Source organism: Kineococcus indalonis (genome assembly GCF_009906395.1).
Lineage (GTDB): Bacteria > Actinomycetota > Actinomycetes > Actinomycetales > Kineococcaceae > Kineococcus > Kineococcus indalonis.
Window position 1 is genome coordinate 1 of sequence record NZ_JAAALM010000654.1, and the last position, 1,923, is coordinate 1,923.

The 1,923-nt window shown below is 76.6% G+C and carries 1 pseudogene; it reads right to left on the minus strand.

Annotated elements, in window-relative coordinates:
• Positions 1-1,923: pseudogene (locus GTR00_RS25260) on the minus strand (hypothetical protein); the annotation flags it as partial.

Genomic DNA, 1,923 nt, shown 5'->3' on the forward strand with positions numbered 1-1,923 from the left:
GTGGTGTCCAGGGGGGCGGACGTCGCGGTCGCCGAGACCGGCGACTCGTTGCCGCTGGTGTCCACGGCGGTGACGCGGTAGGTGGAGGTGGTCCCCGCGGGGGCGGTGGCGTCCAGGTGCGAGGCGCTGGTCAGCAGGGCCGTGGTCAGCGGCGCGAACGGCTCCAGCAGGCCGCTGGAGCGGTACACGCGGTACCCGGCGAGGTCGGCCTCGGTGCTCGCGCTCCAGCGCAGCTGCACGCCGCCGGCGGCCGGGGCGGCGCCCAGCCCGCGCGGGGCGGCCGGGGCGGTGGTGTCCGGGTGCACCGCGGTGACGGTGGCGGGCGCGGACAGGTTGCCGCTGAGGTCCACCGCGCGCACGCGGTAGGTGTAGCTGGTGCCCGGCGCGGTGCGGGTGTCGGTGTAGGAGGAGGTGACCAGCGCGGAGCTGGTCAGGGTGGTGAACGAGGTGCTGGTGCCCGTGGCGCGCTGCACCACGTAGCCGGCCAGGTCGGCCTCGGCGCTGTCGGGCCAGTCCAGGGCCAGGCCGTCCGCGGTGGCGGTGACGACCGGCGCGCCGGGGGCCGCGGGCGCCACGGCGTCCTCGCGCAGGACGCCGACGGCGGCGGGCGCGGACTCGTTGCCGCTGGTGTCCACCGCGGTGACGCGGTAGTGGCTGAACACCCCGGCGGGGGCGGTGGTGTCGGTGAACTTCGCCGAGGTGGTCGTGGCGATCAGCTCGTGGGCGCCGTCGGCGGAGGCGGCGCGGTAGACGCGGTAGCCGGCCAGGTCGTCCTCGCCGTTCTTCGACCACGTCAGCGCCACCGAGCTGCTGGAGGCCTTGGCCTTCAGCGAGCGCACCGCGCCGGGCGCCAGGGTGTCGGGCAGGGTCCCGGCCACGGCGGTGTACGGGGAGGTGTTGCCGCTGAGGTCGAGCACGGCGACGCGGTAGGTGTAGCGGGTGCCGGGCACGGCGGTGGTGTCGGTGAACCCCGAGGCGGTCAGGGGCGTCCTCGTCAGCGCCTTGAACGAGGTGCTGGTGCCGGTGGCGCGCTGCACGACGTAGCCGGCCAGGTCGGCCTCGGCGGCGTCGGCCCAGTCCAGCTCGACGCCGCCGGCGGTGGCGGTGGCGGTGAGCGCGCCGGGGGCGGCCGGGGCGGTCCTGTCGGTGCGCAGCGCGCTGACGGCGACGGGGGCGGACTCGTTGCCGCTGGTGTCCACCGCGGTGACGCGGTAGTGGCTGGGCAGGCCGGCGGGGGCGGCCTTGTCGGACAGCTTCGCCGAGGTGGGCGTGCCGATCAGCTCGTAGGCGCCCTCGGCGGAGGCGGCGCGGTAGACGCGGTAGCCGGCCAGGTCCGCCTCGCGGCTGGTGGACCAGCTCAGCGAGACCGAGCTGGTGGACCCGGAGGCCTTCAGGGAGCGCACCGCGGCGGGGGCGACGTCGTCGCGCAGCAGGCCCCGGGCGGAGGCGGCGGCGGAGGTGTTGCCGCTGAGGTCCAGCGCGCTGACGCGGTAGGTGTAGGCGGTGCCGGCCACGGCGCTGGCGTCGGTCCAGGCCGAGGCGGTCAGCGGGGTGCTGGTGAGCTTGCGGTAGGAGCTGCTGGTGCCGGTGGCGCGCAGCACGACGTAGCCCGCCAGGTCGGCCTCGGTGCCGTCGGCCCAGTCCAGCGCGATGCCGGAGGCGCCCGCGGTGGCGGTGAGCGCGGCCGGGGCGGCGGGGGCGGTCCTGTCGGTGCGCAGCGCGCTGACGGCGACGGGGGCGGACTCGTTGCCGCTGCGGTCCAGGGCGGTGACGCGGTAGTGGCTGGTGAGCCCGGCGGGGGCGGCCTTGTCGGACAGCTTCGCCGAGGTGGTGGTGGCGATCAGCTCGTAGGCGCCCTCGGCGGAGGCGGCGCGGTAGACGCGGTAGCCGGCCAGGTCCGCCTCGCGGTTCTTCGACCAGCTC